Source organism: Sphingobacterium sp. UBA2610, from assembly GCF_002339225.1.
GTDB lineage: Bacteria > Bacteroidota > Bacteroidia > Sphingobacteriales > Sphingobacteriaceae > Sphingobacterium > Sphingobacterium multivorum.
In genome coordinates, this window is sequence record NZ_DDKA01000013.1 from 29,405 (window position 1) to 53,259 (window position 23,855).

A 23,855-nucleotide genomic window follows, 5' to 3' on the forward strand; every position below is an offset into this window, starting at 1 on the left:
AACGAAAATTAATATAATAGTTAGCTTTTTATTTTTCATGAATGATTAAATGATTCTTTCGCAACGATAACCCCACTCAAACATCTTTCTAACAATGCTGTTGGTCTCAATTTCCAATTGCGAAGATTCAATTCTTAGAATACGTTCTTCATCTTCAAGATCGAAGTTAATTTTATAAGATGAAAACAGGCTGACAAGAGTTGCAACAATTTGCTGTGCATCTTTCATTCGATAAACATTGGTTTTAAATATTTCGACTCGTTTCATTAGATCAGATTAAGTTCCATTCAAGAAATACGGTGTTAGTCCTATTCCGTTTACTCATTCTAAACTACAATACGGGGCGTGCAACAGCTACAAAATTTAGATAAAGACAGTAAAAAACTCGGTAAATATGGGAAATTAAACGGTGAACATCGAGTTGCTATTTAATAACTGAATTGTAACCGTTCATAAATCCCTGAATAAGTTCTGGTAGATTCAATAATAGAAATACGCAAATGACAATAGCAATAATGGCATAAAAAAACCACGACGAACTTTTCTTTTTCATAACAAGCTATTTAAGAATAATCAATTTAAAAATATAGGCTTCCCAAAGCTAGAAATTACGCTAGAGCTCTACACAAATGAACAGATGCCGTAACATACCCTTTGGATTTTTCACTATAACTCAATATACGAAATTAATCTATATAACAAAAAAGTAATTTAAAAATTATATTTTTCAAAAATAAAAACAGCAGCTTCAAATAAGAAAGTTCATGTTATAAAATGGAATCTTTGCAGTCGGTATATAAATGAATCTTATCTTGCCGCATACTGTGTAAGGTATTAGGCTTTACAGTGCCATTGATTGAAGATTTATATTCTACCATCGTGTCTCCAATATTGGCCTGGGAATCTTTAGTTTTCACATTGGTAGAGAGGCTTACCAATCCTACTATAGTTAAAATTGCCAATGAATTAAAGAAGTGTATCATAAATAAAGATTGAATAGTTTATCCGCCCAATTTCAAAAAACAAACTGTAAAACACCATAATTTTTCGGTGAAAAAACAATTTTCATCGGTAAACAACAGAGTTTTACCTATTAACCGATCACCCCTTGTTATAAACGATTACAAAGAGTATTCCGTGCAAAATTTTCTGATCAGTCCTGTATTACAGATTTTCAGAGGCCCTTGACCATACTAAAAAACAGCGCGTCATCACCTACACTAAGTTCGCGGTCCAATATTAAGTTTTCTTTAATTTTGAAGCTTCCTATTTAGTCTGACTACTCAATTTCGTAAATATGTCCCATGAAAAGAATAGGAACATTTATTTTGACAACGTGTATGTTTGCAACCTCACAACTCACATTCAGTCAAAACAATATACAAAATAGGATTAGTTCAATTTTGGAAAGCAATAAAGTTGGACTACCAAATGGCTGGACACTAACCCCTGTTGGGAAACAGATAGAGCTCGGAGATTTACCGCTGAACTTAGTTATCAGTCATCATAAAAAGCTTGCAGCTGTCAGCAACAATGGACAAAGTACACAAACAATAGATCTTATCGATCTCGCTTCACAACGAAAAATCGATAGTATTGCTATACCAAAATCTTGGTATGGATTGGCTTTTTCGAGCGATGATAATACACTGTATACTTCTGGGGGACATGATAACATGATCAGGATCTATAAAATCAACGGTGGAAAAATTGCATCCAAAGATTCTATTGTTCTTGGCAAGCCATGGCCCAATAAAATAGGAATAGCCGGATTGGCTGTAGATGATAAAAACAAACAACAATTATATACTGTCACCAGAGAAGATAAAAAACTATATGTCATCGACTTAAAAACCAAAGCAACGAAAGCAACTTATGATTTGGGAGCTGAGGGGTATACCTGCCAGCTAACACCTGATGCAAAACAACTCTATATCAGCGTCTGGGGCGGAGAAAAGATTTTAGTATGGGATGTTACACAAAATAAGATAACCAAAGAGATCCCTGTGGGTAGCCACCCAAATGAAATTACGTTTAGTAAAAATGGTAAATGGCTTTTTGTCGCCAACGCAAATGACAACTCGGTATCCATAATCGATACTAAAACAGGAGCAGTCGTAGAAACATTGAATGCAGCATTGTATCCTAATGCTCCAAGTGGATCGACCAGCAATGGTGTTGCTTTGTCCACAGATGGTAAAACCCTTTACATAGCCAATGCAGACAACAATTGTTTAGCAGTATTCGACGTAAGCAAGCCTGGGAGATCTATTTCGAAAGGATTTATTCCAGTGGGCTGGTATCCAACGAATGTAAAAGTAGTCGATAAAACAATTCTGGTTACAAATGGTAAAGGCTTATCATCCAAAGCTAATCCACAAGGTCCCAATCCGACAGACCAAAAGGAAAAAGTCGATCGTCATGCAGGCGACCTCAACAAACCAAAAGAGATACAATATATTGCTGGTCTTTTTAGGGGAACGTTAAGCTTTATACCTGATCCTAACCCAGAAGAACTCGCCCTATATTCTCGTGCGGTATACCGGAATACGCCCTATTCGAAAGAAAAAGAGCTGCAAACAGAGGGTGAAGCCGGCAACCCTATTCCAATGAAAGTTGGAGCCCCCTCTCCGATCAAATACGTATTTTATGTCATCAAAGAAAATCGTACCTACGATCAAGTTCTAGGTGATGTTAAACAAGGAAATGGAGACGCTTCACTTTGTTTATTCGGCGAAAAAATCACGCCTAATCAACACAAAATTGTCAATGAATTTGCACTTCTAGACAATTTCTATGTCGATGCGGAAGTTAGTGCGGATGGGCACAATTGGAGTATGGGTGCTTATGCCACCGACTATCTGGAGAAAACCTGGCCATCAAGCTATGGCGGTCGCGGCGGCACTTATGGAGGAGAAGGGGAACGAGAAATAGCCAACAATAAAGGCGGATTTATTTGGGATAATGCCAAGCGACATCAGGTATCTTATCGCACCTATGGTGAATTCGCAGATAAAGGAAAACCCAACGTAAAATCTTTGGAAGGGCATGTTGCCACTGGATATACAAGTTATGACCTGAGTGTTGCCGACACCACACGTATAAGACAATGGAAAGCTGATTTTGATCAACTCATCCAAAAAGGAGAAATGCCCCAATTGACAACCATTCGAATCAGCAACGACCATACGGAAGGGATGCGTGCCGGCAAAAAGTCCCCTTATGCTCATGTAGCGGACAATGACCTCGCTGTTGGGATGTTTGTTGACCATATCAGCAAGAGTCCAATCTGGAAAGAATCTGCGATCTTTATACTGGAAGATGATGCCCAGAATGGTCCTGACCATGTGGATGCACACCGTAGTCCTGCCTATTTGATTAGCCCTTATGTAAAAAGAAGATCTGTAGATCACACCATGTATTCAACCTCAGGGATGATTAGAACGATAGAGCTGATTTTAGGGATGAAACCAATGACGCAATACGACGCTGCTGCAACACCCATGTGGCGATCGTTTAGCAATAACCCCAATTATACTCCATTTGATCATGTCGACGCAAATGTAGATCTCAATGAGCGCAATCCAAGTAAAGGGAAACTAGCTGTATGGAGTGACAAATATGATTGGTCGAAAGAAGACGCGGTACCTGATTTGGTATTCAATGAAATTCTATGGCAGGGACTTAAAGGTGAATCTGCTCCAGCTCCAAAAAGAGCCGCCTTCCTAAAGGTAAGCGAACAAAAAGAGGATGATGACGATTAATGTATATTTATAAAACCACAATGGTCAGCAATAGTATCGGGATTACTGCTGGCCATTGATGAGTATCCTACCTACTCTCCTTTTTTCAGAATCCCCCGAGCAACTCCAGCATCAATCAATTTTTCTGCATATTCCCACAATACTGCTGAGCCATCCTTAATGACAGATTTTTTTTCATAAACCTTTTCATAATTTACACCAGGTTCATTCCAGGTTCCACCATTATTGGAACTATTCTGTAAAAGTGGCTCCAATCGATCCATCGCTCGTGCGAACTGTGCTTCCGGCGTTTGACCAGCTTCAAATTCTTCCCAGATCGCAATGAGTTCCTCTGCTTGCTGCCCAGGCAAAATTCCAAAAATCCGCTGAGCTGCCAAACGCTCCGCACTTGTATTGGTATGGTTTTTTTCTGTATCATAGATAAAAGTATCACCTGCATCGATTTCGACGATATCATGTATCAATACCATTTTGACTACCTTCAATAAATCCACTGATTGATTTGCATGTTCTAAAAGCACAATAGCCATTAGGGCAAGATGCCAACTGTGTTCAGCGTCATTTTCGGGACGGTCACTATTGAAAAGTTTTGTCCTGCGCTGGATATATTTAATCTTGTCGATCTCCTTAATAAACTCGATCTGTTGTAATAATTTGTCTGAAAGCATCACTCTGAATCACTTATACAATTGAATAATACATAAAATTACTCTTTTTGAGCCACAGCCTACTTGTCATTTGGCAAATTCATTCAAACCATATATTATTGACACCCATCGGACAATCCAAACTACCGATATAATCGCAACATTTATTAAATTTGATTGACATCAAATCCCATTGTGATTTATGAAAAAAATAGGCTTTTTATCTTTTGGCCATTGGTCCAAGCATCCCGCATATAGTACGCAGACCGCAAGCGATACTTTATTGCAATCCATAGATCTAGCAGTAGCTGCTGAAGAAATAGGCATAGATGGTGCATATTTCCGTGTACACCATTTTGCGAATCAGCTAGCATCTCCCTTTCCTTTATTATCGGCCATTGGAGCCAAAACCTCAAAAATTGAGATCGGCACCGGTGTCATTGATATGCGCTATGAAAACCCCCTTTATATGGTGGAAGACGCTGGAGCTGCAGATCTAATCTCCGGGGGCAGATTGCAGCTCGGCATCAGCAGAGGATCGCCTGAACAAGTAATAGATGGTTGGCGTCACTTTGGTTACAATATCAACGAGGGCGAAACAGATGCTGATATGGGAAGGCAAAAAGCATTGGAATTTTTAGAAAAACTTAAAGGAATTGGTTTCGCTGAACCAAATCCCTATCCAATGTTTCCAAACCCGCCCGGTCTGCTGAGGCTCGAACCCCATTCGGAAGGGTTACGTGATCGTATCTGGTGGGGAGCAGCATCGAACGCCACGGCTGTATGGGCTGCTCAAAACAGAATGCACCTGCAAAGTTCCACTTTGAAATATGATGAAAATGGCAAACCTTTTCATATTCAGCAGGCCGAACAAATACGTTTATATAAAGAGGCCTGGAAAGCAGCAGGGCACCCTGGTGAACCCCGCGTTTCAGTCAGTCGATCCATATTCGCTCTGGTCGATGATTTAGATCGTTATTACTTCGGGCAAGAGGCTGACAAAACAGATAAAATTGGGATAATCGAATCGGACAAGCGGACGATTTTTGGGCGAAGTTATGCCGCAGAACCAGATCAACTCGTGAAAGAATTAGCGCAAGATGAAGCAATACAGGAAGCAGACACGCTATTATTGACCATTCCAAATACGCTAGGGGTCGACTACAATGTCCACATTCTTTCAGCCATTTTGGAACACGTAGCTCCGGAACTTGGTTGGCGTTAACTCCTCTTTCGTATGATAAAGAACATTCGCTACAAAACAAAAATTGCAGTCATTGGTGCGGGTCAGGCTGGACTTTCTGCTGCTTATCATTTGAAGAAGCTCGGACTTAAAATCGGGCCGGATTTTATCATCCTGGATGAAGCCTCTGCACCAGGAGGAGCCTGGCAATTTCGCTGGGACTCCCTTACCTTAAGTACAGTCAATAAAATATACGATTTGCCCGGCATGTCGTTTGAGGAGACTTTATCAACAAAAGGGGCGGAAGTTCAAGCCAACACCGCTGTTCCCCATTATTTTACACTTTATGAAGAAAAATTTGGACTTCAAGTATATCGACCAGCTAAAGTAGAAAAAGTCTACATGTACCAAGATCGCTTTCATATCGATACGGCAGAAACTCTTTTCTCAGCACTCGGTATTATCAACGCCACTGGAACATGGGAAAACCCCTATATTCCTACCTATCCAGGTGCAGAATTATTTCGGGGCGAGCAACTCCACACAAAGGATTTTAAAACTGCAGAGTATTTTCGTGGCAAACATGTTATTGTTGTTGGAGCCGGTATTTCTGCCATTCAGCTATTGGACCAAATTTCCCAGGTTACAACGACAACCTGGATAACACGACGACCGCCTTTATTCAGAGAGGGGCCATTTGATGACATGGCCGGGCATAATGCGGTTGCTATGGTAGAGGAACGTGTACGATTGGGGCTTTCACCTTTGTCTGTCGTTTCCGTTACGGGCCTCCCCTATTCTACAGAAATCCAGGAGATGGAAAAACGGGGTGTCCTTCAACGTTTTCCAATGTTTCAAGAAATAACAGAAAAGGGGATCAAATGGGCCAATGGAACAGAACAACAAGCAGATGTTATACTTTGGAATACAGGCTTTAAAAGTTCATTGAGCCATCTAGACGCAGTGCTACCAAAAGAAAAACAGGGTGGCATTCAAATGGCAGGCAGACTAGCGACCATGGTCGCTAAAGAACCAAGAATTCACCTCGTGGGTTATGGTCCATCAGCATCGACAATCGGTGCAAACCGTGCAGGTAGCGCCGCAGCTAGAGAACTTCTAAAAACGCTTTCAGCTGCCGACCTGAACACAAATAAATTTAGTGGGAGCCAACTATAATGGTAGTTTCAATTTTGAGTACAATAATAAAAAGTCAAAGCAGTGGATTCGGTCGTTTTAAAAAGTGACCTGAGTCATTACAACCCTTCATTGGATTCAAATTGGATTGCCAATTATTGGCAAAATAATTATGTTAAATTACTGGAACATGCACAATTATTTCAGGTGAGAAGAAAAAAACCGCTCTACTATTTCAAATAAGTTGAATCAACGACATATACTTTAAACACTACGGGTCACAGTAAATCCACTAATCGAAATCCAACGATTATCCATATATTCTTATTTCATATTTCTGTATATTTAAAATTATAAAAAGTCGTAAAGCAAAGCCAAACAATTTATAAATGAAGCCTCAGATTATCAGTCCAGATACATCCATTGCATTATTCGTAAAGGCGATCCTAGTGTTTGAAAGTCAGAAGAATGATTGCGTAAACTTACCTTTTTATGCTGATGGTTACCCTGGTTTATTGTTTCAACGATGCTATGGTGATTTTACAATCAAGCCTCATGATAAAAAGATGCCGACGATTTTTCTCTATGGTCAGATAATAAAACCGATTTCAATCGATGTAACAGGGCCTTTTCAGATTATCGTTTTTCAATTTTACCCATTTGTATTACGGACATTTTGGGGCATCTCGCCCGAAAGCATAAACGACGACTGTTATGATCTAGATACTCCTTCAAATACAACCTTCCACCAACTTACCGGCACATTATCCTCATCTTCAAGCACTGAAAACAGCATCCAACTATTGATACAATCTCTTCTCAGCTTTTTCGATAGCAAGAAAAATAAACTTGATTTTTCGATTCAGCGAGCAATCCTTGAAATCATCGAAAACCAGGGCCAAATCATTATTAAAGAAATTGCAAAAAGAGAAGCATTGAACATCCGAACTTTTGAAAGAAGGTTTTTCAAGGAAACTGGAATATCCGCTAAACAATTCGCTAAAATGGTACAATTTCAGGCCGCTTTTAAACAGCTCAATAGCAAAGACTTCCGAAAGATAACGGAAATTGTTTATGAAAATGGATTTTCCGACCAATCGCATTTTATTCGTGTCTTTAAGACTTTCACAGGCACAACTCCAGCGTCATTTAACAAAAAATAGATTACTGTCGTTTTTATTCTATATTGACTCCCTGATTATCATAACTTTTGTATTGTCTAAGGTCGAGTGCAACGAAAGTGTGTATTTTTTTAGCCTCAACTCCTTCGAAAAATTTACGATAAGAAAACAATGCTTTGATAAATCAGAACGCTTAGACAATTGAGTTCAGCAAAACATGATACATCAAAAAAATATAGACATGAAATTACAAGACATCATTTTAGCGCTGGCAACAATATGTTCGGCTATCATATCAGGCTTATTTTTTTCGTATACCTTTTCGGTCAATTTGGGGCTACATAAACTCAACGATAAAGCCTATCTGACCGCCATGCAAAATATTAATAAAGAAATACTAAACTCAGCTTTTTACTGCTGTTTTCTGGGCGCCCCAATTTTATTATTGATGGCTACAATATTATTTTTTGATCTATCGTCACCAAAATTTTATCTAATACTAGTAGCATGCCTAAGCTATATCATTGGTGTATTTGTAGTCACAGGCACACAAAATGTCCCCTTGAACAATCAATTGGCCTCGATCGACCTATCTATATCTCCAGAAAAATCTTTAAGACTTGCACGTGATGCCTTTGAAAAACCCTGGGTATTTTGGAATAACATCCGAACTTGCTGCTCTTTACTTACACTCACTTGTTTAATTATTAACTTGGTATTTTTTAAAGCAAGAAATTGATCATAATATGAGGTAATAGTTTAGGATCAAATACCATATAGCCCGTTTACTGGCATTTCCACCGAAAAAAACTTGCTATTATTTACCGACCTCTTTTAGACGAAAAAAAGTCCAATGTATGCGAATTTAAATCCATTCCCCCCGAATTTAAATCAAGTGCTAAAACCTCTTCCTCAATACCTTACTTTTATAAAAATTAATCGACGGATGTTATTGAATGTGAGTGTAAATCAGCATGAAGGCAGGTATATCGAAGATTCCAAAAAATCTTCGATAGATTACCAAAACATTAATAAGCAGAAGTTGTCTATCAATAAAAATAGTCTTTACAATTAATGAAATTTTTCCCCATGAAAACTAAACACTTAATTTCAACATCATTATTAGTATCTTCAGCCATAGGGTTGTTCTCATCTTGCAATGGTAGTTCTGTCGATACGGTAAAAGCGATCGAATCAAACTATGACAACCAAAACAAAACTATTACGTTAACAGGTGAATTTGATGCGCCTTCTTTTACATTCTCATCAGGAAAATCAAAAACTATGGCCATGAATTTCGTAGTTAAATCTCATGCGTTTAGTTCTGAAAAGTTCACTGCATTCAGCGTTATATTACCTGTAGGGACAGAAAAGAACAATGTTTTATTTGAAATTCCTACAGATCAGAAAAATTATACGCTTAAGAACTTTTATGTATTTGACGATAAGGGAGAAAAAATCAACCTAGATTCTCATACAACATTCAAGATGACAGGAACAGTACACTACAATGAGATGGAAAAACCTGTAAATGAACGGGAAAAAGATAATTTTTCCTATAAAATAACCGATGTAAGCTTTGTCAAAGATTAAAACTAACAACAATTGATAGCATAAGAAATAAAAAAGCCAGATTTCGAAACCTGGCTTTAAAAATAAACATATGATGATTAGTAAATGGCAAGTCCATAGGTACAGCTTAGTAGATAGTTCAATTATTCGAAAATTCCTCCACCCCGCGTTGATAACCTACGCACATGTACCTATTATTTCAATTGAACGCTACGAACATGCCTGAATAATGAGCAACCAATATTCTCGTCACGTTATCAGTCTTCTTAACGTTAAATATATACTAGGAGCGCCAAGATAGGACGCAACAACATGTCCGCATACGTTCAATTTATAGCCAAATATAGAAATAAAAACTAATATAATTAGTTTTTATTTCTATATTTTTTAGCAACACCATACAAACTTGGTACGGATAACTTTCAATTAACAGTGCGCGATTGGGTTAATTTATCGCACATATAGCTGAAGCAAAAAGGTCCACCTATTAACTTTGGTGTGAAAAGATGAACTGTCAAAACGAAATTAATCCGAGCTAGGCTATTCCTAAAGCGAACGGCTGATATCTACAACATTAAAAATTTGGTCAACATCATCCAAACTTACCTCAAAATCTGGGTACCTTGTTTTATCAGCATTTAGCGAACGAAGGGTAAGAATTCCGTTATTGACATCATGATGAGCAATTTCTTTAATAATAACTCCTTCATATTTATGTACAACAACCCAATACCGATATTTGTGGGTATGAAATTTTGATTGCCATAACTCTCTTTTAATCAAACGTCCAGTCACAATATCACCGTCCAATACACTTGCGTCTGTTCCATCGGTCATACTATCACCACTAACTTCAAAAGAACGATAGGCACCTTTATGAAACTCAGTGACTGTAATAAAATGTGCCGGTAAATCGTCCATATATTCAGCATCAGAAAAGCCAGAAAGATACCCGGCTTTAGCTTTCTCTGTGACAAGTTTTGTCTGCATCAAATATCGTCCTGGGGAAACTTCAAAAAATATATTATTCTTATTTTCGTCAATAAACTTGACGTCCTCCGAAAAATATCCTATTGACTTACCATTACCAATACTAAGCATGGCTATCGTGTTGGGTTGCACTAAAGGAGCTACCTCCATTCTTTCACCTTTTCCATACAGCAACCAGTCATACTGAACATGAGGAAAAGCCGCTTGAATACGTGTTTTCATCGTAAGTCCAATAGGATACTCTCCTTTTTTAATACGCGAGTACACCTGCTCGCGTACCCCTAGTAAAGACGCGAATTCACGGTTAGTAACGCGCATCTCCAAGCGTAAAACTTCAAAGTTATTATTTGGATAAGTTTCCATAGTCGATCGGGTATTTAACAAATGTTACACAAATATATAACAATCTGACACTAAGTTACACAACTTATTAAACCTAAACAAATAGACAATCAAAATAAAACAATAAAATTCTAACTATCAAAGCATTACAGTTAAACAAATAAGTTTACTATTTCATATAAAAAGTAAAAATTAGGTTTTAATAAACTTGCAAGATTAACAAATTTGTTTAACTTTGTTAAACAATAAAAAAAATATAGACCCCTAGAATAGATAAGCAGGGTAGTAAGCAGATCAGCTATTCGTAGGATTTGCAATTTGCGAGACGAAAATCAGTTCATACTTAAAGATAAAAGAAAATGGAACAGCTCATGTCACAACATCTCAGACAGCCCATTGTATACACAGTGGATTATTATCAACTACAAAAAACCAGCAATATTTTACGAAAAGAGGAAAGCAGTATAGTAACCGACAAAAATCGTTCACAACGTATGAACACATTATATTATTCATTCATCATGAGTTTCTTAAAAGAAAATCATCCCGAGATACTAAAATCCATCGATAAGATCTATGAATCTGATCTTTCCAAAATCAGCCAAGTAATTGACTGTTATTGTCAATTTGTGGGCATTCCTTCTCAGCAGATTATGGGCGAATATATCAATTACAAGGACATACAGCATCGTTACAAAGCTATCGCCGTTGTTCTACGTATCTTTCAGCCGGAAAAATTAAATAATCTGAAAACAAAAGTAAAAAGTAGCATATACAAGGAACTTGGTCCTTACTTAAAAATAAACAATGACACATTACAGAAATCTATCATCTGTGCTTGCAATCAATTTGACCTCTATCGTGATTTCAAAAAAGAGATTAAACAGATTGCCAATTATTACCTTATTGACCGGCATTTCGATGGGGATTAATATTATTTTATACAATCACAGCAGCTCTGCTCATTCAGCAACTGTATCCAGCTCTACAAAATAGTCCTTGAATTTTATACTCAAGGACTATTTCGTGTTATTTACTGAATTTTACTAAAATATAATGGTAACGATCTTTTTAATGGGTAACTACCAAATTCTGATCAACTTACGTTTATTTATCCACCAAATAATCAAGCCGACCAATATACTGCACCCCATTAAAAAATAAAGAAGACTTGACACTGCTGGTTTTGCAACCTCTTTTGATTGTTCTTTAGTTAGCTCCGTTTTCGTTTCAATTTGCTGACTACTTTTTGCTTTGTGATCTTTCCAATTGGTATTTAACCTTCTTTCAAGCTGCAGCTTTTCAGAATAATGTTCCTTTTTCGCATAGACTTTCCCTTATGTAGCTGAACAACGCCATCCTGCATAATCTGAATCCCCTCACCTTCAACTTGCATCACATATTCATCTGTTACCAAAGCCTCTTTAGCTAATCCAACAACTTGTATATGTCCTGTCTTCTGTGCTATAGTAGCAGACTCTGTATTTTTTTCTTTGATGCCAAACTCTTGTGATGCATTGGTTTTCTCAACCTTTTTAAACAAACCGCAGCTGCTAACCAGTAGCAGCATTGCGATTATCTGTAGTGTATTTTTCATTTTTAACGCGCTTTAATTCAATCTGTAGCCTATTATAAAGTTTCATAAGATCATCATATTTTACCTGCAAATCCGCTAAAGTCTTAGCACAAGACATACGTTCGTCATTTGCCAAATGTAACCCTTCATTAAGATCTTCAATGATCGTCCGTAAATGCTCAATATCTTTCTCTAACCTATTGGCATAGCCTTCCCATTTTTCAATTACCTTTCCGGCATTCTCAACATTTGTCGCCTCCACCTCGGCTTGCTGCTTAGGCCTTCCAACAAGATACCCCCCTACAGCTGTCGCTACAGGGATAATCAATTTCTCTAAAATCTCAAGTAATTCCATTATAACTTCCTTTTGTTAACGGTTTAAATTTTTCCCAGGGAAATTGTACCCCTGGATCCTCCTTTCTTCCAGGTGCAATATCCGAATGCCCTAAAATCTCTCGAATCGGATAAGTACGGATAATTGCTTTACATACTGCTATTGCCGCATTGATCTGCTTTTCAGTGTAACTCTCCATCCCTTTATTTTGCAATTCGATTCCAATGCTACAGTTATTCAAATCTTTTTGACCGGCCCAAGTACTAAGGCCTGCATGCCAACATTTTGTATTAAAAAGCGCCAATTGCGTTATGATACCATCACGACTAATATGAAGATGAGCGGAAACCTTGCTCCGGGAATCGGTCATCCAATCAATTGCACTTGTAGCATTGGACGCACCGTCGTAATGCATAATAATATAAACGGGTTTAATAATCCCACCTTTGTTTGGTGTTTCTCTATAAGAAACACCGATAAGTTTGTTTTCTTTAATTTCCATATCACGATTTTTTTATGAATTAATCTGTCTTACACTAAAAAACTTGTATTGAGAGAAGGGAAACACACTTTATTACGAGTTATTTAGCTTCTATTTTATACAAAGTTAAGCGTGATCCTGCGCAGTGAAGCGCACTATTAGCTGGATGTAAGCGGTAGGTTACAGATACCGAATATTGTGCAAAATTTTCATCGATGTATGTATACACCAAAAGCGAGCTTAACAGGACTTGCTCTTCATAGCACTCTTAAAAGCGAGAATAACACAACAAAATACTACTATAATTTATGGGAATATGTTGCCAAGACCGTGATATCATTGTCAAGCCATATCACAACAGACCATCCTTGAAGAGAATCAAACATTTCCTCTATTCCTTTGTTATTTGTTTGTTATAGCATAGGATGAGTTATACCGTGAAGGCTAGGAAGTTGGTTCGCCTAGCCTTTTTTGACGAATAAAACCAACATATTTGACTGATCCGTCCATCGCAATGACGTAGCCATTTTTTACAGAAGTTTCAATTTACATCACATTGTTTCCATGCGGTATATAATGAGATTAAGAACGCTTTCGTCGCTGTGGTCATGTACAAAATCCTTCGATTTTTTATTAAATTCGTATGGAAGAAATCTAAATTCAATCGATTAAATGTTATATCAAAAGATGCGATCGATTGACATCTTCATTTAACTTTACAGACGTAAATCTTGATTTACAATACAATGAACAAGTTTGCTTTATTAGTCGGGAACGACATTAATAATATTTCACCAGGGATAAGCTGGAGTGATTTGCTACACAACATCAAAGAAAAGTATAAAGTTAGCTCATTGGAAAATGGACAAAAACCGTTCCCTATGTTGTATGAGGAAATATTCCTTAACGCAATTCGAGAAAAGCATATTAATGAAAGAGAACTTAAAAGCTATATATCGGATTGTGTCTCTCAAATCAATCAAAATGAAATCCACCAATTAATTCGGGATCTCTCGATCGAAAATATCATCACAACTAACTATGAATTCAGTTTAGAAGGAGAAACCGCAACAGCAAATGCTGGCCTTATCCGTGAAACAACCTACAGTGTATTTCGTAAACACCAAATCGGCAACACGAACTATTGGCACATCCACGGCGACTGCCTAAATCCCTCTTCCATTAACCTCGGTTATGAACATTACTGTGGTCAATTGCAAAAAATGAGGGATTATGTCGTTAATGGGACAAATTATAATTCGCAAACAGTCTACAAGGCTGCATTAATTAAAAGATTAAGTCGAAAAAAAGATACTAAACTCCAATCCTGGATTGACTTATTTTTCACGCAGGATATCCATATCCTAGGTCTATCGCTTGATTTTGTAGAAATAGACCTTTGGTGGTTGCTAACCTACCGCGCCAGAAATAAGTTTTATAGACGAAGTACCTTTATTAAAAATAAACTTTTCTATTATACAACAAAAAAATGGTACGCACTCTCCAAAGATAAAATGCAATTACTTCAAGCAAACGATGTTGAAATTGTTGTTATTGACGAAACCGATAAAACGAAATACTACAAGAACGTCCTCGCCAACATCAAAAAAAAATATAGGTTATCCAGCAAAATATTAAGTTGAACCTCAAAGCAATTTATAGATTTCTAGCTTGTTATCATTTCATTAATTGAAAAAGAATTTCGCGTTGCCAAACAAAATAAATTTACATTAAGCATTGAAAGCTTGGTGAATCGTCCAAAATCTGAACAGCAAGCTAATTAGGCACATTATCCACTAGTTTATTTCATCTAACGAGCCCCAAATAATGAGACATCCTTACGCAACCGTTATTTCATGCTGAAAATGATTGGCGACCAAAGTCAGTGAAACTACGCAATCAGGCCTTTACCAACTGATGGATCAAACAGGGGGATAAAGCCGGGAACAGCCTCCATCGACACAAGTCAAAAAGACACTTATAAATCAGAAAACCAAATATTTACAACATATAAAGTATTTTATTAAATTGATTTTGAGAAATAAAAAAAATAAATCATTTTTGCTATCATTTAGCTAAGATTAACAGGAAAAGTAAAACCGTAAGGGATTATCATTCATATTTTATTTTTATTGATCTATATGTCATTTAAGAGAATTGCCTATTTCTTTTTGGGATTTTTGTTATTTATTGGTTGTAAAAGAGATATTCATCCAGGAATTGTACCACCTGATCCCGAAGTCATTGAAAAAGATAAATTACCCATCCCTACAGGTTTCACAAGCGACCTAGGTTCAATAAAAATTAATACAATTGCCAATGCAAACCAACCCGGCGAAGAACTCCCAGGCTGGATACGCGATATCTCTGGCAATAGCGCGAGTTATTGCCACCCAGATGTTGAATATTTCCCTGCCGGTTTCAAAGGATACAAATATTGGATGGTATTTACGCCATATTTTGGCATAATCGGGTCAGACCGTACCGCCTCTCTCTATGAAAATCCGACTGTGGTAGTTTCTAATGATGGAAAAGAATGGATTACTCCGGCTGGATTAATAAATCCTATTCAACGACGTCCGGCACTAGAAGATTCTTTCATCCAAAAAGATGGTAGCCCCAATCAAGGTTATTGGTCCGATGTAGACTGGAATTTCAACGGTGAGGAATTCGAACTATATTATAGAGGCTGCTTTTTCTCAAGCAAAATTTTAAAAAAATGGGGCGCCAAAAGCGCAAACAACGATAAAAAATTAAATGAAGAAGCTGAACGTGTTATTGTAAGACAAACATCAAAAAATGGGATTGACTGGACACCGCTGGAACTCGTGTATAATAGTAATGAACCTACATCTTTCCAAGATAACCATATCCCTTCACCAACATTTGTGAGAAATTCGACAAATTTAACGACCAGTTACGAAGTGGATTTCATGCCTAGCTACAAAGCACCAATTATGACCAATATCCTATCGCGTATTTCTACAAATGGATTAGATTTTACAGCATATCGCGACAGTAAGAAAGTTGAATTTATGAACAAACCTTGGCTAGAATTCAGCAAGGGGTATTCGACTTGGCATCTGCAAGGTTCCTATATTGATGGATATTATTTTTTATGTCTGGCAATTGGAAACGTCGACCGATTTACCTCAGATATGAATTATCTCGCCTATTCAAAGGATGGTATACACTTTCGTGTATTCGAAAAACCTTTAGCTGCGGCCAATGTATACCGCTCTTCTGTATTCCCAAAGACATCTTCCTTAAAAAGCATTGAATTTGGCGCCGTAATTGGTTATAAATCCGGAGCCTTTGGCTATCGTGAATTCACCATCAGCAAACAGGTATTGGAAGATGGTTTAAAATAAAATAGTTATATTTAGGTTCAAAGTCATTTCGATGGAGTTATTTCCAACAATAGATATTCAAGAATTTAGAAAAGACCAGCTTGCAGGTAATCAAGGATATTTATACTCGGAATTACGTGGTGAACATCATATAGCGCGTCCACACCAGCATCATTTTTTTTTATTGGTACTTTTTGACCAAGCAGAAGGTGTTCATACGATTGATTTTAAAGATTACCATATTGATCGTCATCAAATCCATATCCTGTTTCCAAAGCAAGTTCATAGTTGGAAATTAGGGGCCAATACAACTGGTTTCCAATTGATGGTCGATAGGGAACACTTCGAGAAATTTTCGCCCAATTTCCATTTTTCATTTGCTTACTATCAACGTACTCCTGTTATCTCACTCTCTAGCGAAACATTTGCTCTGCTTTATTATGAATTTAATGCAATAAGAAAAGAACTTGAGGATCACAATTGCGTTCCTGCAATTATCTACTCTCGCACAGCTGTCGTCGCATCTATAATAAGCAAAGAGGTACAGAAAATAGTACAAAATGAACAAAATAATGACTCCAATCCACGTCTTTTAAAGTTGCAAGAGTTAATTGACATCCATTTTCAGCATGAGAAGTCGGTATCTTTCTATGCGAAACAACTTAATATATCAACTCCGCACCTTACTAAAATCTGCCGTCAAAAGCTCGAAGTATCTCCGAGCCAGCTTATTCAACAACGAACTATCTTGGAAGCAAAACGATTGTTAAAAGCAACCGATCTATCTATCAAAGAAATTTCGTTCAAACTTGGTTTCGTCGACTCTCCTTACTTCTCTAATTTCTTCAAACAACACACAGGTCTGAATCCAAAACAATTTAGAACGGACTGAGATTCACCAATACTTCGTATAAATTCATCAAAGCTTCTCTTAGTTTTTCCTGCTTAGTTTGGATTGCAATTCTTATTTTTATCTTTTGACTTTAACGCGCTAAAAATGGCAATAAAAGATATTAAAATTGTAAAAACTGAAATTCTATCAGACAACTGGTACACGTTAAAAAAAGTGACTTATCAATACAGCAAACCCGATGGGACGGTACAGCAACAAAGTCGAGAAGCTTATGATCGTGGCAATGGAGCCGTCATTTTACTCTATAATACCAGTGCTCAAACAGTCATATTAACAAGGCAATTTCGAATACCAACTTACATCAACGGGAATGAGTCAGGCATGCTTATCGAAGCTTGTGCAGGTCTACTTGATCAAGATTCTCCCCACGACTGTATACGGAGGGAAACAGAAGAAGAAACAGGCTATCAGATCAAGGAAGCAAAAAAGATCTTTGAAGCTTATATGTCTCCAGGTTCTGTAACTGAAATTCTACATTTTTTTATAGCAGAATACACCAATAACATGAAAGTTGGCGATGGCGGTGGTTTAGAAGAAGAGGAAGAGCATATTGAAATTCTAGAAATCAATATCGAAGAAGCACTACATATGATTGATACAGGTGAAATCAAAGATGGAAAAACCATTATGCTACTACAATATATTCGATTAAAAAATATACTGTAGACGCCTAATTTAGATGATAAGAGGCTAGTGATTAACTTTCTCAAAGATAAACTTTGGGTCTTGGAAATTGATGGTTGAAGGTATATAATGTGGAATTCCCATATACACTTGCTCCGTTCCTGTACCTAAAATATACAAAGACCCTTTTTTTAATAAAGCAAAGGGTCTTCTTTTTTTCTGTCCCCAGCCAAATGGCGTATAATAATAGTCCCCAAGTAAAGTGTCTTTTTGGATATTGCCGCGAATGTCTCCCGAATCAACCTCACCTCCAGGTCTATAAAAGAACAATTTACCATGAAAACGGCTCTCAAAAAGATTAAGATCCAAACGGGCACTGTCACGTTCAGTATGAGCCATATAACTCAATACTTTAGGATCTCGCCTCCCCTCTTCACAGCTTATCAACAGCAGAGTCGAAAAAATAAAATAAACAGCAATCGAATATAAACGCATTTTTCTTTTGATCTACGATAATTAATCCCGTCTCAAGATAAACACAAAATTCAACAATATACAAGGAATTTGACATAAGATTCTTTTTCCAAATTTGATTTACTTAGATTCTCTATATAATCAAACTTAATGCGAACTACACTTTATCAAATCTTTTATTTTCTTCCTTCCATTCAACGTAGTTCGCTTTTAAGCAGTGCCCACAAGGGCGATAATGATGTTTTAGCGCTTCTTGCTCAGTGGAAAAAAAGACCCTGTTCTCCCGCTTCATCCGTTTTCCCGAAATACAGCAAAGCAATCCATAAATTTTTAGCTTTTCATTGCCACCAAATTGAATTTCTCCCGCTCGAATCTTGGCGCGCAATGAAGCATCTGTTATATTTTTATGCCATTCCATTGTGTGGGATTTATTTCTCGGCATCATGAAAAATAATACCCAACGCATGGCGTTCACCGGCCGTGACTTCACTCACTCCATGTTTCATATTAACCCTAAAATATCCCATTCGTCCTTTCTCAGGCCTAAAATTTGTTGCGAATAAAACGAGATCACCTTTTTTAGGTTTCAAAACAATTGCCTTTGATTGAGCCCTCGGAACTTGTTGTGTTAATACAAATTCTCCGCCCATAAAATCGACTCCTGGCTCATTTAACATCAAAATCACCTGCATCGGAAAGTAAACCGCTCCATACAAGTCTTGATGTAGCGTATTGAAACCTCCTTGACCATATTTCAAAATCAATACTGTTGCTTTTTCTTGTCCTTTCAAACGGCAATCCGTCAAAAGGTCTTCATGTTTCAATGAAAATGATATATCGATTTTCAGCGCACGAAACCAGGTATTAGCAATGACGGCAAGATAGGGATAAAGTTGAGATCGAATCGTTTGAATCAACTCAGGTAGTGGGTAGTCAAAATATTTATACTCCCCTAATCCGAATCGATGCCTTTCCATAACGACAGTTTTACGGTAGAGCGTCGAATCGCTATACCCTTTTTTTAATAGATCGCATTGTAAAGCTGTCAACAGGTTTGGTATAACCACATAACCATGTTTATGCATCTCTTCGGTAATCAAAGGCCAATTTAGATCTTCTATCTTTTGAATGATATTTTCCATACCACGAATCTCCACATTACAGTCCTATGAAAAAATCCGAAATATGCTAATATGATGTATAATAAAAGGAACGCGAACATGTATCGCTCAAGACAATCCATAGCACAAAAAAAAGGATTAAATACAGGCAGGTGTATTTAATCCTTTTTTGATTTCATATCGTATAAAAACTAGCTATTCCCAACATTATTCACGATTTTTTCTGCCAAAGCTTTAAGCTGAACCATATCAGTATAGTCGAGCTTAAGGGCTTCAAAAATCTGCATGGGAATACAGCTCGCCTTTTCCTTCAATTGCAATCCTTGTGCTGTAAGCTGTATCTTCACGACGCGTTCATCTTCTTTGCTTCGTGTTCGTGTAAGCAAAACTTTAGCCTCCAAGCGCTTCAATAGTGGTGTAAGCGTTCCATTATCTAGAAATAACTTAGCCCCCAATTGATTTACTGTCTGCTCATCATTCTCCCATAAAGCCATCATCGTGATATACTGTGGATAGGTCAAGTCAATCTCTTCAAGAATAGTTCGATATTGCTGCATAATTTCTCTATGTAGCACATACACGGAAAAACAGAGTTGTTTGTCTAATTTTAATAAATCATCCATCTTGCAAATATATTGAGTTTCTGAGGGATTGAAAAAGTTGTTTGCGGTTTATTTGAATTCAACAACAAACTCTTCCTTAGGAACCCGAACCTTCTTCATCGTCGAAATCCAATCTCTCGAAGAGTCCGCCACGCCAACATACATCAATGAAACGCTTTTTAGTCCATGCTTTTCTAATTGTAGAACCTCATCCACGACTTGGTTATCAAAACCCTCGGCGGGTGTGGAATCGACACGAAGTTCAGCTGCCTGAGCCAACGCCAAACCTAAAGCAATGTAAGTTTGTCTTGCAGTATGTGCAAAATTTCTTTCGGCAGCTTCACTCAAATAAATAGATTTCAACTTGTCCGTATAAGAACCAAAGCGTCCCCTTGGCAAATCCCGCTCATCCGTTGTAAAATCATAAACTTTATCAATACGTTCTTCCGTATAACGATCCCAGGCAGCGAAAACAAGCACATGTGAACATTCACGCATACAGTCTGGATTTAGTGCTCCTTTTGCCAGTTCTTCTTTCAATGCCTGATTTTCAACAATCAATATCTTAAATGGCTGTAAACCCGAAGAAGTAGGTGCAAAGCGTGCAGCCTCAACGATTTTATCTACATTTTCCTGACTAACTTTTTTTGTCGGGTCGTATGCTTTCACAGCATGACGCCATTGTAAATCTTCTATTAATGACATATAATTATAGTTTTATTTTAAGAGAATAACGGATAACAACGCCAACAATGCAGGAACTCCTTGTACAAAAAATATCTTTTTGCTCGCTGTAATTCCGCCAAAAACACCGGCAACAAGGACACATCCTAAAAAGAACAGGCATACATTGTAACTCCAGATGGGGTCATTGATTAAAAAAGACCAGGCTAAACCTGCAACCAGAAAGCCATTGTAGAGCCCTTGATTTGCAGCAAGCCCCTTCGTTGGCTTAAATAATTCTGCCGGAAGAGCCTTTCCAAAACTACGTTTTCCTGCAGTTTCCCAAGCAAACATTTCCATCCATACAATGTATACATGTTCTAAAAGTACGAGTGCTGTAAGCACGTTGGCAATATAATTCATATATTATTCGTTAGTTGATACCGTCAATTTGACATCCATATTACCCCTTGTTGCATTTGAGTAGGGACAAACTTGATGTGCTTTTTCAATCAATTGTTGCGCTAATTCCAGGCTTACACCAGGTATATTTGCATGTAATTCTGCAGCCAAACCAAAACCACCATTATCCAATTGTCCGATACTCACATGGGCTGTTACCGAAGTTTCGCCCGCTTTTACTTTTTCTGATCTAATCACTAAATTCAAGGCACTATCAAAACATGCCGCATAACCAGCCGCAAAAAGCATCTCTGGATTGGCATAATCATCATTGGCCCCTCCTAGACCTTTTGGCATACGAACAGCTAAATCCAATACACCATTTTCGCTTTTTACCTGACCATTTCGTCCTCCCTTGGCGGTCGCACCGATGTTATATAACGTTTTCATATTTTAATTTGTTTTGTTTGTACAAATGTATGGCAAGGATTTATGTTGTGCAAAATATAATTTTGCAATTTACATTAAAATGAGAATTGCAAAATCTCAAAAAAAGTACATTGTTACCGAATGTAATCTAAAAGCACTACATTTGATTATTGCAAATAGGGCTTAAATGAAAACAACTTCCATCGAACAATTTTATCGGGAGATCAATGCGAGTATCCCAAAAGAGATCGCAAGAGAGATTGGTCATTTTAATGTGTTCAGTTATGAGGAACTTGCCGCTAAGTTGAAAGATAAACCGATCATGCCCTACAATAAGCGAACGTATTATAAAATCAGTTTAATCACAGGAAAAAACACAGCCGAATATGCCGACAAAGTAATCGAAATCGATGAATCGGCACTTGTATTTGCTACTCCTAAGGTTCCTTACCATTGGATACCGAAAGATGAGCATCAAAAAGGTTATTTTTGCGTTTTCACCGATGAATTTCTGGCAAGGAATAAAAGTGGTGTGATCATAGATGATTTGCCGATCTTTCAACCAGGCGGCCTTCCGATTTTCCAACTATCAGAAGAACAACGCATTGAAATAGAGGGAATCTTCCTAAAAATGAATAAAGAGCTATCTTCAGATTACGTTTTTAAATACGATCTGTTGCGAAATTATGTGCTTGAAATCGTCCATTATGGCCAAAAGCTGCAACCCAAAAGTATAACAAATCCTACACACAACGCCTCCAATAGGATTACTTCATTATTTGTAGAATTGCTAGAAAGACAATTTCCACTTGAATCTCCGATGCAACGCCTACAACTACGAACAGCTAATGATTTTGCGGAACGACTGGCCATACATGTCAACCACCTGAATAAAATTTTAAAGGAAAATACTGGAAAAACAACCAGCCATGTCATCGCAGCCAGAGTCACACAGGAAGCAAAAATTTTACTGCGACAAACCGATTGGAATATATCTGAGATTGCTTATTCACTTGGCTTTGAGGAGATCGCCCATTTTTCCAATTTTTTCAAAAAGCAAACCAGCTTTGCCCCAAACATTTTTCGTTCCCAAACGTTATAATTTGAATTTCGCAAACATCCATTTGCATTTCGCAAGGAAAGGCTCAACTTTTCGGCGGATCTTTGTGCTATTGAATCTTTAAAACAAATTAAAATGGCTACAAACAAAATAGCATTGGTAACAGGCGGAAGCCGTGGTTTAGGTAGAAACATGGCTGTTAGCCTTGCAAAAAAAGGAATCGATATCATTTTAACCTACAATAGCAATCAGGAGGAAGCGGATCATGTGGTTGCTACGATACAATCTTTAGGGCAACATGCAGCTGCATTCCAATTGGATGCAGGAAATGTGCAGTCCTTTAATGGCTTTATTGAACGGGTTACGCAACATTTGCTACAACAAACGGGAAAGTCTAATTTTGATTTTTTGATCAATAATGCGGGCACTGCCTTATATGCACCCTTTATAGAAACCACAGAAGAACAATTTGATACAGTTTATAATATCCATTATAAAGGGGTATTTTTTCTCACGCAGAAAGCTCTTCCCTATTTGAATGATGGCGGACGTATTATCAATATTTCCTCTGGCCTCGCCCGTTTTGCATTTCCGGGATCATCTGCCTATGGCTCGATGAAAGGGGCAATCGAGGTACTCACGAGGTATCTTGCCAAAGAACTCGGTCCTCGAGGTATTGCAGCAAATGTCGTTGCTCCTGGCGCAATCGAGACTGATTTTGGTGGCGGGCAGGTGCGGGATAACAAAGAAACAAATGCGCATATTGCAGCTGTTACAGCTTTAGGACGTGCTGGTGTACCCCATGATATCGGTGGAGTGGTGGCCTTCCTTTGTACAGAAGATGCAAGATGGATCAACGGACAACGCATTGAAGTATCGGGCGGGATGAATCTTTAGTAACGTATCACTTAAATAAGCACATATCTGAGCCTATTCGATATGTGCTTATTTAACAGTATTTCTTCACCAATCCCATCCAGTTCCTCCTCTTTTAGAATAAAAATTATAATGCTATTATCATTTTCTTCTTTACCTCTTAAAGTGTACGTTGACTGACTATCCGAATGATTATG

28 protein-coding genes are annotated in these 23,855 nt (G+C 37.6%); 13 read left to right on the forward strand and 15 right to left on the reverse strand.

Annotated elements, in window-relative coordinates:
• Positions 1-45 precede the first annotated feature (45 nt).
• The 3 genes from B4Z47_RS09010 to B4Z47_RS09020 form a co-directional block, all read right to left on the reverse strand.
• A complete protein-coding gene (locus tag B4Z47_RS09010; protein WP_070565219.1) occupies positions 46-267 on the reverse strand; it encodes a methyltransferase type 11 in 222 nt (73 codons plus the stop codon).
• Positions 268-424: 157 nt separating this feature from the next.
• On the reverse strand, positions 425-553 hold the full coding sequence (locus tag B4Z47_RS09015) for a hypothetical protein (protein ID WP_256602545.1): 129 nt from the start codon (positions 551-553) through the stop codon (positions 425-427).
• Between the two features lie 214 nt (positions 554-767).
• Positions 768-983 (reverse strand): hypothetical protein, encoded by a 216-nt coding sequence (locus B4Z47_RS09020; RefSeq protein ID WP_070565216.1) that lies wholly within the window; start codon positions 981-983, stop codon positions 768-770.
• Between the two features lie 321 nt (positions 984-1,304).
• On the opposite strand from B4Z47_RS09020, the gene B4Z47_RS09025 reads away from it, so the two are divergent.
• On the forward strand, positions 1,305-3,764 hold the full coding sequence (locus tag B4Z47_RS09025; protein ID WP_286727232.1) for a bifunctional YncE family protein/alkaline phosphatase family protein: 2,460 nt from the start codon (positions 1,305-1,307) through the stop codon (positions 3,762-3,764).
• A 71-nt stretch (positions 3,765-3,835) separates the two neighbouring features.
• Here B4Z47_RS09025 and B4Z47_RS09030 read toward each other — a convergent pair whose 3' ends face one another.
• Positions 3,836-4,432 (reverse strand): HD domain-containing protein, encoded by a 597-nt coding sequence (locus tag B4Z47_RS09030; RefSeq protein ID WP_070565210.1) that lies wholly within the window; start codon positions 4,430-4,432, stop codon positions 3,836-3,838.
• A 181-nt stretch (positions 4,433-4,613) separates the two neighbouring features.
• On the opposite strand from B4Z47_RS09030, the gene B4Z47_RS09035 reads away from it, so the two are divergent.
• From B4Z47_RS09035 to B4Z47_RS09055, 5 genes are all read left to right on the forward strand, one after another.
• Positions 4,614-5,636, forward strand: a complete 1,023-nt coding sequence (locus B4Z47_RS09035; protein WP_115049776.1) for an LLM class flavin-dependent oxidoreductase — start codon at positions 4,614-4,616, stop codon at positions 5,634-5,636.
• 12 nt (positions 5,637-5,648) lie between these two features.
• Positions 5,649-6,770: an NAD(P)-binding domain-containing protein gene (locus tag B4Z47_RS09040; RefSeq protein ID WP_286727234.1), complete on the forward strand. Its 1,122-nt coding sequence runs from the start codon at positions 5,649-5,651 to the stop codon at positions 6,768-6,770.
• A gap of 347 nt (positions 6,771-7,117) precedes the next feature.
• A complete protein-coding gene (locus tag B4Z47_RS09045) occupies positions 7,118-7,891 on the forward strand; it encodes a helix-turn-helix domain-containing protein (protein WP_286727236.1) in 774 nt (257 codons plus the stop codon).
• 199 nt (positions 7,892-8,090) lie between these two features.
• Positions 8,091-8,588 (forward strand): DUF1772 domain-containing protein, encoded by a 498-nt coding sequence (locus tag B4Z47_RS09050; RefSeq protein WP_286727237.1) that lies wholly within the window; start codon positions 8,091-8,093, stop codon positions 8,586-8,588.
• A gap of 350 nt (positions 8,589-8,938) precedes the next feature.
• The gene (locus B4Z47_RS09055) at positions 8,939-9,442 is read left to right on the forward strand and encodes a hypothetical protein (RefSeq protein ID WP_070565311.1); all 504 of its coding nucleotides are present in this window, start codon (positions 8,939-8,941) and stop codon (positions 9,440-9,442) included.
• Positions 9,443-9,967: 525 nt separating this feature from the next.
• On the opposite strand, the gene B4Z47_RS09060 is transcribed toward B4Z47_RS09055, so the two are convergent.
• A complete protein-coding gene (locus B4Z47_RS09060) occupies positions 9,968-10,774 on the reverse strand; it encodes a LexA family transcriptional regulator (RefSeq protein WP_070565200.1) in 807 nt (268 codons plus the stop codon).
• Positions 10,775-11,112: 338 nt separating this feature from the next.
• Here B4Z47_RS09060 and B4Z47_RS09065 point away from each other — a divergent pair, with 338 nt between their 5' ends.
• A complete protein-coding gene (locus B4Z47_RS09065) occupies positions 11,113-11,685 on the forward strand; it encodes a hypothetical protein (RefSeq protein ID WP_046671697.1) in 573 nt (190 codons plus the stop codon).
• Between the two features lie 344 nt (positions 11,686-12,029).
• Here the strand turns inward: B4Z47_RS09065 and B4Z47_RS09070 are convergent, their stop codons facing one another.
• From B4Z47_RS09070 to B4Z47_RS09080, 3 genes are read right to left on the reverse strand one after another with little or no spacing between them, the layout of a single operon-like run.
• Positions 12,030-12,350, reverse strand: a complete 321-nt coding sequence (locus B4Z47_RS09070; protein WP_286727238.1) for a hypothetical protein — start codon at positions 12,348-12,350, stop codon at positions 12,030-12,032.
• Positions 12,307-12,684: a hypothetical protein gene (locus B4Z47_RS09075; RefSeq protein WP_046671699.1), complete on the reverse strand. Its 378-nt coding sequence runs from the start codon at positions 12,682-12,684 to the stop codon at positions 12,307-12,309. Before B4Z47_RS09075 ends, B4Z47_RS09070 begins: the two co-directional genes overlap by 44 nt.
• Positions 12,671-13,165 (reverse strand): N-acetylmuramoyl-L-alanine amidase, encoded by a 495-nt coding sequence (locus tag B4Z47_RS09080; RefSeq protein ID WP_115049765.1) that lies wholly within the window; start codon positions 13,163-13,165, stop codon positions 12,671-12,673. The genes B4Z47_RS09075 and B4Z47_RS09080 overlap by 14 nt, the downstream gene beginning before the upstream one ends.
• Before the next feature lie 725 nt (positions 13,166-13,890).
• Between B4Z47_RS09080 and B4Z47_RS09085 the strand changes: the two genes are divergently transcribed.
• The 4 genes from B4Z47_RS09085 (at position 13,891) to nudK (ending at position 18,073) form a co-directional block, all read left to right on the forward strand.
• Positions 13,891-14,787: an SIR2 family protein gene (locus tag B4Z47_RS09085; protein WP_070565187.1), complete on the forward strand. Its 897-nt coding sequence runs from the start codon at positions 13,891-13,893 to the stop codon at positions 14,785-14,787.
• 498 nt (positions 14,788-15,285) lie between these two features.
• A complete protein-coding gene (locus B4Z47_RS09090) occupies positions 15,286-16,515 on the forward strand; it encodes a hypothetical protein (RefSeq protein ID WP_286727240.1) in 1,230 nt (409 codons plus the stop codon).
• A 31-nt stretch (positions 16,516-16,546) separates the two neighbouring features.
• Positions 16,547-17,386, forward strand: coding sequence for a helix-turn-helix domain-containing protein (locus tag B4Z47_RS09095; RefSeq protein ID WP_286727241.1), 840 nt, complete (start codon positions 16,547-16,549; stop codon positions 17,384-17,386).
• A gap of 105 nt (positions 17,387-17,491) precedes the next feature.
• Positions 17,492-18,073 carry a GDP-mannose pyrophosphatase NudK gene (gene nudK / locus B4Z47_RS09100; protein ID WP_046671704.1) on the forward strand — a complete coding sequence of 194 codons (582 nt, stop codon included), beginning with the start codon at positions 17,492-17,494 and terminating at the stop codon, positions 18,071-18,073.
• A gap of 24 nt (positions 18,074-18,097) precedes the next feature.
• Here nudK and B4Z47_RS09105 read toward each other — a convergent pair whose 3' ends face one another.
• The 7 genes from B4Z47_RS09105 to B4Z47_RS09135 all read right to left on the reverse strand — a co-directional run bounded on the left by B4Z47_RS09105 (position 18,098) and on the right by B4Z47_RS09135 (position 21,743).
• Positions 18,098-18,430, reverse strand: coding sequence for a hypothetical protein (locus B4Z47_RS09105; RefSeq protein ID WP_139144961.1), 333 nt, complete (start codon positions 18,428-18,430; stop codon positions 18,098-18,100).
• A gap of 232 nt (positions 18,431-18,662) precedes the next feature.
• Positions 18,663-18,923 carry an Ada metal-binding domain-containing protein gene (locus B4Z47_RS09110; RefSeq protein WP_070565173.1) on the reverse strand — a complete coding sequence of 87 codons (261 nt, stop codon included), beginning with the start codon at positions 18,921-18,923 and terminating at the stop codon, positions 18,663-18,665.
• A gap of 10 nt (positions 18,924-18,933) precedes the next feature.
• Entirely contained in the window at positions 18,934-19,647 is a 714-nt protein-coding gene (locus tag B4Z47_RS09115; protein WP_286727244.1) for a 2OG-Fe(II) oxygenase, read from the reverse strand.
• Between the two features lie 170 nt (positions 19,648-19,817).
• Positions 19,818-20,249 (reverse strand): MarR family winged helix-turn-helix transcriptional regulator, encoded by a 432-nt coding sequence (locus B4Z47_RS09120; protein WP_046671707.1) that lies wholly within the window; start codon positions 20,247-20,249, stop codon positions 19,818-19,820.
• 48 nt (positions 20,250-20,297) lie between these two features.
• The gene (locus tag B4Z47_RS09125; protein WP_046671708.1) at positions 20,298-20,933 is read right to left on the reverse strand and encodes a nitroreductase family protein; all 636 of its coding nucleotides are present in this window, start codon (positions 20,931-20,933) and stop codon (positions 20,298-20,300) included.
• Between the two features lie 12 nt (positions 20,934-20,945).
• Positions 20,946-21,314 (reverse strand): DUF1304 domain-containing protein, encoded by a 369-nt coding sequence (locus B4Z47_RS09130; RefSeq protein ID WP_070565167.1) that lies wholly within the window; start codon positions 21,312-21,314, stop codon positions 20,946-20,948.
• A gap of 3 nt (positions 21,315-21,317) precedes the next feature.
• Positions 21,318-21,743, reverse strand: a complete 426-nt coding sequence (locus tag B4Z47_RS09135; protein ID WP_046671710.1) for an organic hydroperoxide resistance protein — start codon at positions 21,741-21,743, stop codon at positions 21,318-21,320.
• Between the two features lie 166 nt (positions 21,744-21,909).
• On the opposite strand from B4Z47_RS09135, the gene B4Z47_RS09140 reads away from it, so the two are divergent.
• Positions 21,910-22,824, forward strand: a complete 915-nt coding sequence (locus B4Z47_RS09140) for a helix-turn-helix domain-containing protein (protein WP_070565164.1) — start codon at positions 21,910-21,912, stop codon at positions 22,822-22,824.
• Between the two features lie 93 nt (positions 22,825-22,917).
• Complete coding sequence (locus B4Z47_RS09145) at positions 22,918-23,679, forward strand: SDR family NAD(P)-dependent oxidoreductase (RefSeq protein ID WP_286727248.1); 762 nt, start codon at positions 22,918-22,920, stop codon at positions 23,677-23,679.
• The last annotated feature ends 176 nt before the right edge of the window (positions 23,680-23,855 follow it).